The sequence below is a fragment of the Actinacidiphila oryziradicis genome, assembly GCF_005047355.1.
Lineage (GTDB): Bacteria > Actinomycetota > Actinomycetes > Streptomycetales > Streptomycetaceae > Actinacidiphila > Actinacidiphila oryziradicis.
In genome coordinates, this window is the sequence record NZ_SUMC01000184.1 from 1 (window position 1) to 8,956 (window position 8,956).

At 72.8% G+C, this 8,956-nt stretch carries 7 protein-coding genes; 5 read left to right on the forward strand and 2 right to left on the reverse strand.

All coding sequences use genetic code 11. From position 1 onward, the window contains the following. The 5 genes from FCI23_RS57810 to FCI23_RS52270 form a co-directional block, all read left to right on the forward strand. Positions 1-381: hypothetical protein (locus FCI23_RS57810; RefSeq protein ID WP_211265863.1), on the forward strand; the 381-nt coding region annotated here is incomplete at its 5' end. Then, positions 378-1,934, forward strand: coding sequence for a hypothetical protein (locus tag FCI23_RS52255; protein WP_136730972.1), 1,557 nt, complete (start codon positions 378-380; stop codon positions 1,932-1,934). The genes FCI23_RS57810 and FCI23_RS52255, both read left to right, overlap by 4 nt. Beyond that, positions 1,931-3,577 carry a protein phosphatase 2C domain-containing protein gene (locus FCI23_RS52260; protein WP_136730973.1) on the forward strand — a complete coding sequence of 549 codons (1,647 nt, stop codon included), beginning with the start codon at positions 1,931-1,933 and terminating at the stop codon, positions 3,575-3,577. The genes FCI23_RS52255 and FCI23_RS52260 overlap by 4 nt, the downstream gene beginning before the upstream one ends. After that, positions 3,577-5,046, forward strand: a complete 1,470-nt coding sequence (locus tag FCI23_RS52265) for a hypothetical protein (protein WP_136730974.1) — start codon at positions 3,577-3,579, stop codon at positions 5,044-5,046. The genes FCI23_RS52260 and FCI23_RS52265 overlap by 1 nt, the downstream gene beginning before the upstream one ends. Positions 5,047-5,067: 21 nt before the next feature. Continuing rightward, on the forward strand, positions 5,068-5,760 hold the full coding sequence (locus tag FCI23_RS52270; RefSeq protein WP_136730975.1) for a vWA domain-containing protein: 693 nt from the start codon (positions 5,068-5,070) through the stop codon (positions 5,758-5,760). 50 nt (positions 5,761-5,810) lie between these two features. On the opposite strand, the gene FCI23_RS52275 is transcribed toward FCI23_RS52270, so the two are convergent. Both FCI23_RS52275 and FCI23_RS52280 read right to left on the reverse strand, forming a co-directional pair. Beyond that, complete coding sequence (locus tag FCI23_RS52275; protein WP_136730976.1) at positions 5,811-6,356, reverse strand: DUF3592 domain-containing protein; 546 nt, start codon at positions 6,354-6,356, stop codon at positions 5,811-5,813. A 920-nt stretch (positions 6,357-7,276) separates the two neighbouring features. Next, positions 7,277-7,918, reverse strand: coding sequence for a hypothetical protein (locus FCI23_RS52280; RefSeq protein WP_136730977.1), 642 nt, complete (start codon positions 7,916-7,918; stop codon positions 7,277-7,279). Positions 7,919-8,956: the final 1,038 nt, after the last annotated feature.

Below are 8,956 nucleotides of genomic sequence, written 5' to 3' on the forward strand. Positions count from 1 at the left end.
CGGCCGGGCGGCCCGCACCGGCCCGGCGGCCCCGCCGGGCCCGGCGGCCGCGGCCCCGGGGTGTGGCCGATGCTGCTGGCCGCCGCCGACCGCGACGACATCCGCCGCCAGGAGGTGGCCCTGCTGTGGATGCGGACGGTCAACTCGGCCCAGGTGTACGAGGCCGCCCACGAAGTGCTGGCCGAGTGGGCCCGGCTCGCCGAGCCCGACCCGGCGGCGCGCGCCGCGCTCGGCCGGCTGCTCGCCGTGGCGGCCGCCGACGTACGGACCCAGCGGATCATCCGCAAGCAGGCCGACACATGGATCGCGGCGGGCGAGGGCCGCGGCGCCCCGCTGGCCGGACAGGAAGTGCTGAACCACCTCGGAAGGAACCCCCGATGAACGATCAGCAGTCCGGCTGGCCCCAGCCGGCTCCGTACTCGCAGGGCGCCGACCCGTCGCTGCTCGTCGGCGGCCCCTACGCCGTGACCATGGGCAACCGCGGCACGCCGCCGCTGCCCAGCCAGGCCCTGGTGTTCACCACCGACGACGGGACGGTGGTCGAACTCCCCCGGCTGCCCTCGGCGATGGGCTCCTTCAAGTACCGCTACCGGTACGAGATCGACACCAGCGACCACCGGTCGTCGTGGACGGAGGTGCTGCCGAGCGGTACCGGCGGCTACGGCTTCCAAGCGTCCCTGGACGCCACCTGGACGGTCACCGCGCCCGGCCAGGTGGTGCGGCGCAACATCAGGACGGTCGCGGCCGGCGACGCGGCCGTCGCCCTCGCGATACGCAACCTGCTGTGGCCGCACGCCGGCCTCTACCCCATCGACCGGCTGGCCGACTTCGACACGTTCGTCCGGTCCAGCTTCTGCGCCAACTGCCACTCGCTGCCGGAGGGGTTGACGGTCTCCGCGCTGACCGTGGGGCTCTCCCTGGACCAGGAGGCCACCGACCACCTGCGGGCGTTGCGACAGGCGGCGGAGAAGCAGAGGTTGCTCCAGGTCGAGCACCAGACCGACCGCACCAGGCAGCAACTGGAGCAGGTTCTGCAGGGCGACCGGGAGAACGCGATCCGGCAGGCCGCCCGGGGCGACGGCGGCATCCTGATCCACCTCATCGCCCAGGACCCGGGCAAACTGCGGGAGATCATGCTGGATCTCGGCCAGCGGCAGGACGTGGCCGCGGAACGCAAGATCAAGACGCTGCGGGACCTGATCGAGGCGAAGCTGATCCAGCCGGCCGAGGCGCAGCAGATGTGGCAGGACATGCACCGCCCGGCCCCGTTGTTCGGCCCGGAGCCGAGTGCGGCGCTGCCGCAGGCGGGGCCGCCGGCGCAGTTGATGCCGGGGGCGTTCTCGCCGTCCCCCGCGCCGTCCGCCGCTCCCTCGGCGCCCGCTTCCCCCGCCACGGGCTACCCGGCCGCGCCGCCGCCGTCCGCCCCGCAGGCGCAGGTGGTGGCGGGCGTGGTGCTGGGCCCCGCGCAGAACCCCGCGCCGCCCAGGCCCCGGGTCCGCAGCTTCGCGCAGCCGCCGCCGGGGACCCCCGCGGCTCCCGCGCCGACGCCCACGAAAGCGCCTGCGGCACCCGCCGCACCCGCACCGCACGGACCGGGCGCCCGGCGCTCCGCCAACCGAGGCCCGGCCACCCAGACCCCGGCCACCCAGACCCCGGCCACCCAGACCCCGGCCACCCAGACCCCGGCCACCCAGACCCCGGCCACCCAGACCCCGGCCATTCAGGGCCCGGCCATTCAGGGCCCGGCGGCTCAAGGCCCCGCCACCCAGGCCCCGCCTCCCACCACGCCGCCTCCCAACACCCCGGCCTCGGCGCCCGGTTCGGCCGCGCCGCCCGCCCAGCAAGGGAACACCGGCGGCGGATCGTCGAACGTCGTCGGCACCACTCCGGTGGGCTCCAACCGGCGGCCCCGTAAGGACGGAAAACGGATATGAAGAGCCTCCGCCGGACGGCCGACCCCGAGCCGCCGCAGGTGTGGCGAGCGGCCGACGTGTCCGGACCACCGCCCTCCTCCCACCGGAAGCGGGAGTCCCCGCCCGCCGCCCTGCGGCGCCGGCGGTGGGTCATCCTCGGGCTGACGGTGCTGACCGTCGCGCTCCTGGTGCTGATCTGCACGGTGTCCGGGCTGCTGGTGAGGGGCCTGTTCACCGCGATGGCCGTCGTGGCCGTCCTGCTGGCGGGGTTCCTCGCCGTGGCCAACCTCCCCGAGCTCGAGTCCGCGGCCCGTCCCACCGAGCCCTCGCCCACCGTCGGCCGCCCGAAGCGCCGGAACCGGAACGACATCTCCGGCCCCGAGGTCGCGGGCGCCGTCAATCCGAAGGTGCAGGTGCAGGCCGTGGAGACCTCCTCCGCCGAGATCGAGCCGACCGCCGGGGAGCAGCCGCCCAGGGGCGTCGGACCCCAGGCACCGGCGCAGGTACCGGCACCGACGCATGCACAGGCACCGGCACCGGCGTCGTACAGCGCGCCCACCGCCCCGGCGTATCCCGTACCCGATCCCCGGCTGCCGGCGCGGCTCGACCTGGCCGGGGCCGGCCCCGGCCAGTCGTACCCGGCCGCCCCGGGACCCGACCGCCCCCCGTCGGCCGCCGCGGTGGCCGTGCGGCAGCCGTCGGACGGCGGCCCGCTGGCCACCGCCGGGCAGGCCGAGCGTTACGACCCGCAGGAACGCCAGGAACGACCCCTCGTGGGCTATCCGGACGAGCCCGGCCGGTTCCCCGTCCTGCGGAAGCCTTCGGCCGCCGCGACCGCCCCGTGGCTGCTGCCGGCCGCGCCGTCCACCGCCGCGATCACCGCTGACGAGGCGGTCCTCGGCGGGTTGCAGCTCCGGGCCGCCTCGGTGAGCGGCCCGTCCCACCGCAGCCGGGGGATTCCCCGGCAGGACGCGTACCGGATCGGGCAGGACAGCGCGGGGCGCCACCTGGTCGTCGCGGTCGCCGACGGCATGTCCGACAGCAAGCACTCCGACCTCGGGGCCGGCGCCGCCGTCATCGCCCTGGTCAACACGCTCCGCGAACTGCTCGACCGGGGAATCCCGTTGCAGCGGATCAACGTACGGGAGGTCTTCCTGGCGGCCGCCCGCCAGATGTACGGAGCCGCCGAGCAGCGCGGCTGGACCGCCGACGAGGTACGGGCGGTCGCGCTGGCGGCGGTGATCCCGGCCCAGCCGGACCCAGACGGCGTCCGCCGCTGCTGGCTCGGCGCCATCGGCGACGTCAGCGCCTGGCGGCTGGTCCACCGGCACTGGGAGCGGCTGATCGGCGACGAGAAGGGCGGCCTGGACCCCAGCGCCGTCGCGCACTTCCTGCCGCATGACGTGGACCATCTCCCGTACGGGGTGGTGGAGATGGGCCCCGGCGAGGTGATGGGCCTCACCACGGACGGCGTCGCGGACGCGTTCGCGCTCGGGCCGGACGCCCAGCAGTGGTTCGCCGAACGCTGGCGGCAGCCGCCACCGGTGGGTGCCTTCCTGCTCGATGTGGGCTTCGAGCAGGCGCAGTTGCAGGACGACCGCACCGCCGTCGTCGTCTGGTGCGCGGACACCCCGGGCACCGCCGCCAAGGGAAGGCAGCGGTGATGACGTCGGCGGCCAGCCCGTTCCGGCCGAAGGTGACCCTGTCGGACGTGCCCGCGGGGCGGGTGCTGTCCACGGACGACGGCGAGTCGCGGCAGGTGTACGAGATCGCCGGGCACCCGGGCTGGCTCGCCAAGCTCTACAGGACACCCGTGCCGAAGACGGCGCCGAGCGCGTTGGGGAACCTGATCCAGCTGCCCGCTTCGATGTCCCCGGCGGACCGGACGCTGATCGGCGCCGCCGTCTCCTGGCCCGTCGCCCGGATCGTCGACGGCGGCGACGTGCAGGGCATCGTCATGGCCAAGGCGCCGGACCGGTTCTCCGCCCGGCTGCGGAACATCATTGGCGAACTGCAGGACCCCGCGCCGCTGCCGCTCGACTGGCTGGTGGCCACCGACGCCAAGTGCGCCAAGCGCGGCATCCGGCCGGCCGACCGCGCGGTCCGGGAGCAGGCCGTACGGTCGCTGCTGGCCATCGGCGACTTCTTCGCCCGGCACGACATCGTGTACGGGGACTGGTCCTACAGCAACGTCTTCTGGGAGCAGGGCACCGGCGCCGTCTTCGTCATCGACATGGACACCTGCGGCATCGGCACCCGCAAGTGGATCCAGTCGAACGGCTGGGAGGACCCGCTGTTCTCCGAGGCGCGGAAGCCCCCGCTGACCGTGCTCAGCGACCGCTACAAGCTGGCGGTGCTCACCGTGCGCTGCCTGACCGGGGAGCGCGGCGACCCGATGGCGGCCCACCGCGCGCTGGAGAAGAAGACCGGCTCGACACCGCTGTCCGCCGCCCTGTTCCTCAGCCTCAACGCCCGCGCCGCCGAGGAACGCTGCACGCCCGACGAGCTGTTGGCCGCGCTCGACGGCCGGGCGTCCAGCGGGCGTCCGGGCGCGCCGACCCGCCCCGCGCCCGGCACCAGGACCGCCCCGTCGAACGTGACCGGGTCGATCCGGGTGGGGCCGCCGACCGTCGCCCCGGCGAAGGCGCCCGGGGCGTCGCATGCGGCGGGGTCCCCGGCGGCGGCGTCCAAGACGGCGTCGAACGTGACGGGGTCCGTGGACCTGCGCGGCCGGTCCCGGACGGGCGGCACACAGCCGAGGACGCCGTCGGGGCGCCCGAACCCGCCGGCCGCGAACCCGCCGGCCGCGAGGCCGACGCCGAGGCCCGCGCCTGCCCCGGGGCCCACCGGGGGGACGCCGCCGCCCCGGACCGGCCTCGGATTCCCGTCCGCCGCCCCGTCCCCGCCGCCCGTCACCGCGTACCCGCCCAGCGCCCCGGCGCCGGGCAGCCAGGCCTTCCTGACCGGCGGGTCGGTCCTGTCCACCCCGCCCACCCCATCCACACCGTCCCTCCGGTCCGCCCCGGAGCCGCCGCCCCCGCCCAAGGCGCGCCTGCTGAACCTCGTCTTCTACGCCCTGGCCGTCGTGCTCGTCGTCCTCGGCGCCACCCTGCTCTTCGACTGGCCCCTCTAGAAAGCACGTTGCGGAGAAACCATGAGCGCACAGCCCGAATTCGGCACCACGTACAAGGCCAAGGGCCTGCCGGCCTACCTGGTCCTGGACACCTCCACCTCCATGCAGCGGTTCGAGACCCTGCTCAACGACACGCTGCTGCACATCTACGACACCCTCTTCACCCGCCCGGACATCTCGGAGTTCATCCACCTGTCGGTGATCTCGTTCAACACCGACGCCCACGTGGTCACCCCGATGACCGACATCGAGCAGCTGCAGAACTTGCCGACCGTCACCTGTTCCGGGGCGACCAACTTCCTCCCGATGTGCCGGCTCGTCCGCGAACAGATCGATCACGACGTCGAGATGCTGTCGGCGGCGTCCATCGCCGTGCTGCGGCCGGTGGTGTTCCTGCTCACCGACGGGGCGCCCACCGACCGGCCGGTCGGCACCTGGCAGAACGGCGCGGACCTCCTGCAGGACGCGAGCTGGAAGCGCCACCCGCACATCGTCACCTACGGGTTCGGCGGGGCCAGCGAGCTCGTGCTCAGCAAACTGGCCACCGCCGCCGCGTACTTGGCCGAGGGGGACATGGTGAGCACCGGCGAGGCGCTGTCCGCGGCGCTGGCCAGCCTGCTGAACTCGCTGGTGGCTTCGGCGAAGGTGCAGCAGCTCCAAGTCCCGCAGGAGATATCCGAGTTCAAGACGCTGCCGCTGGACCTGATGGACTGAGGCCGCGGGTCGGGGGCGGGCGCCGCCCGCCCCCCCCGCACAGCGGCCCGCTACTGCAGGCCGATCACGCCCACCGGCGTCACCGCCAGCCCGACCAGCACCATGAACCCGGTGAGGAAGAGGCCGCAGCCGTACGGCCGCCGGTCCGTGACCGGGTTCGCGGTGAACACCGCCGGGTCGGCCGCCGCGTAGTGGATCGGGCAGGTGACGCCCAGCGAACGCCGCGGGTCCCGGATGCCGGTACGGCACTGGCCGGTCACCGTCCGGCCGTCGTGCGTGGTGAACACGACCACCGGGACGTACGTGGTCGACGTGGTGCCGTCGTCGTCCGTCGAGGTGTGCTCCTGTACCGCCACCACGCGGCCGGGCGCGGTCAGCGCCGCCGCCAACAGCGTTCTGCGGCAGGATCGTTCACGGGAGGCGGTGACCACCGCCCAGCACATCAGCGCGGTCCACGCCAGCCCGCCGCCGAGCGGCCCCCAGCCCCACCCGTGGTCCAGCCCGAGCCAGACCAGCAGCGTGACGTACGCCGGTACGGCCAGCAGCGTCGGCCCGATCAGGCCACGCGGCGTCCCGGAGGTGACGGACGCCGACATGGGTGGCGTCGCGGAGGTCGATCACCTCGGTGCCCGGCCCGCGCCAGTCGCGGGCGTGACGGCCATCGTGATCAATTACCAGACACGGCCTGGCACCCGCTCCCGGAGTGCATCACGCTGGGTGTGGGGACGTAGGGCGCCGCCGACCGATGGGCTGCACTGCCCCGGCTGCCGTGTCGGGGCCGGCCGGGCGACCTCGGAGGGGGGCAACCGTGGATACGGCCACCCGGCCGGGGTCGGCCCCCGCAACGGGGGGGGGTGTTCGGGGGCCGACCTGAGCCAGGTTATGGATCTTGGCCGGGTTACGGGAAGGGATGTGGTCAACTCTTCACCACCTGCGACCAGCATTCACGTGGTGACGGACGGTGGGCACACCCGCCGATCGAGGCGGTGCAGGCGGAGGCGCTGTCACCGGATGAGCTCCTGGCGAAGGTTCGGGCCGGGCTGGAGGCGGTGACCGACGCGGGCCGCTGCAGGGGGCCCGGAATCGGTCGGCCCCCGAGCGGGCTGCCATCGTCGCCACCCTCGACCGGCTCGGCCGCCGGTCCGCGGTGGCTTCAGGTGCCGGGGGAGACCAGTTGGTGCCAGAGGCGTTCGACCGGCGAGTAGTCACGGATGTTGCCGCGTGGGCGGGGGGGGTGGGGTGATGGGGCGCAGGTCGATGCCGCGGCCCCCGCTGTCCTTGGAAAGCGAATCCAGTCGCCCGCTGCGAGCTGACCTGCGGCGACTAAGTTGATTGGCAAGGGACCTCCTCGCGCCTCCTCTGCTTGTTGGGGCTCCAGTGAAGTGGCACCACCAGGTCTGACAGGAGCGAGTCGTGGTTGCCGACCCCGAGGCGCTGTCTCGCGAGGGCCCAAGGGATGTCAGTGGCACTCCGCATAGTCGAGGCTGTGACCTCCACCGCGCAGCCGGGCAGGCATTTACTCGTGGGCGCTGATCACACCGCCGTTGCTGAGCACGATATATACGGCGTTGGCGTCGAGCCCGACGTCGTGCTGGTTCGTCTCCAGCGTGGCGTCCACCTCGCCCTGGTTGCCGAGGATCTGCGCTCGGTACCGGAGGTCGCCGATTTTCGTGACCTTGGCCGTCCAACCGCCCGGGAGGTTGAATGTGCCCGGTCCCTGGTGTCCGCCGCCCATCCAGGAATGGACCTGGCCGTCCAGCGTGAGCACGATGAACATGTCGTTGGCGTCGATCCCGGCGTCGTGCTGGTTCGTCTCCAGCGTGACGAAGACCTGACCGCTGTGGACGACCTTGGCGAGGTAGTGCTGGGCGCCGAGCTCGTAGATCTCGGCCTTGCTGCCGTCCGCCAGGGTCTGGGTGCGGACCGGGGATGCCGCCTTGGCCGTGGCGGCTGGTGCGGTGGTGTGGTGCGCGTCGGATGAGCCGCTGCCGGCGGTGGGCGGCGTGGCGTCGCCGCCGGCGGTGGGCGGCGTGGCGTCGGGGGCATGAGAGGAGGAGACGGTGGCGGTGACCGAACCGTCGGGGTTGCACGCGGTCAAGGCCAGCCCCGCAGCGACGAGCACGGCCGACAGGCCCCAACGGGCAGTCCTGGTACGCATGGTGTCCTTCTTTCACTTTGATGTCGTCGCCTCAATCCGGTGACGACGAGTGCGCTCCCCTCTCGGACGCACACGATCACCGGCGGCAGTAATGACCTTGGCATGCACAGCCCCCCAGGCCAGCGCCTGTTACACCCCCGTGGCACAACGCCATAGAACTGACAACAGTCGACGAAATAGCTCCTGCTTTGTCACCGGACTGCTACGCCCTGGGCAGCGTCTTGCCGATCACGCGTCGAGCCAGTGTGCTGGCCAGCAGTGGACGCCGCCGACGCCCGCGTACGGCAACCACGCACGACACCTCGACGTACGGCACGGCCCCGTCCGCCCCAACCGGTACGGCCATCAACACCCCCAGTGTGCTCACCCCGCACGACTAGGTTCACTGTCATAGAAGCCGAAACGGTTGGGTTCGCTGTCAAACGACTCGATTGGATGACAGGAGACACCCGCCGGCGTGGCTTCGTCAGTGCCCAACTGATTCCATCGGTAGGTCAGTTTTGACTCCACTTGGCGGTCGTGGGGCCGATGTCTGTAACTGAGAAGTGATTCCGTGCTTGCGCGACCCTGTGGTGCTCGCTGTGCCCTGGTTTCACCAACGCGGGGGGCTGCGGGCCCGTCGGGGCCGGGCTGGAGATGTCGGGTGGAGTTGGTGAGTGGTGTGACGCGGCTGAGCGTGTCCGAGATGATCGCGGGGCTCGTGGCGGCGGTGCGCGCAGGGATGCGCGAGCGGTGGAGAAACTACTCGGCCGGTTCAGCGCCTGTGCGGGGTGTCCAACCGTGCCGAGCGCCGATAGGCGTCGCCGACAACCATCCGCTTCTGCCGCGTACCGCCGGTTGACGGGTGGTTCGTGCCGGGAAGAGCGACGGCCGACCTTGACCCGCGCGGGAGTACCGAGCGCTATGTTGAGTCCATGTACTCGACGCAGGTCTCTCGGCACGTGAGTGCCTCGCGTCCGGCCGTCTACCGGGCGCTTCTGGATGCGGGCGCGATCGCGAAATGGCGGGTGCCGGCCGGCATGAGCAGCCACGTGCACG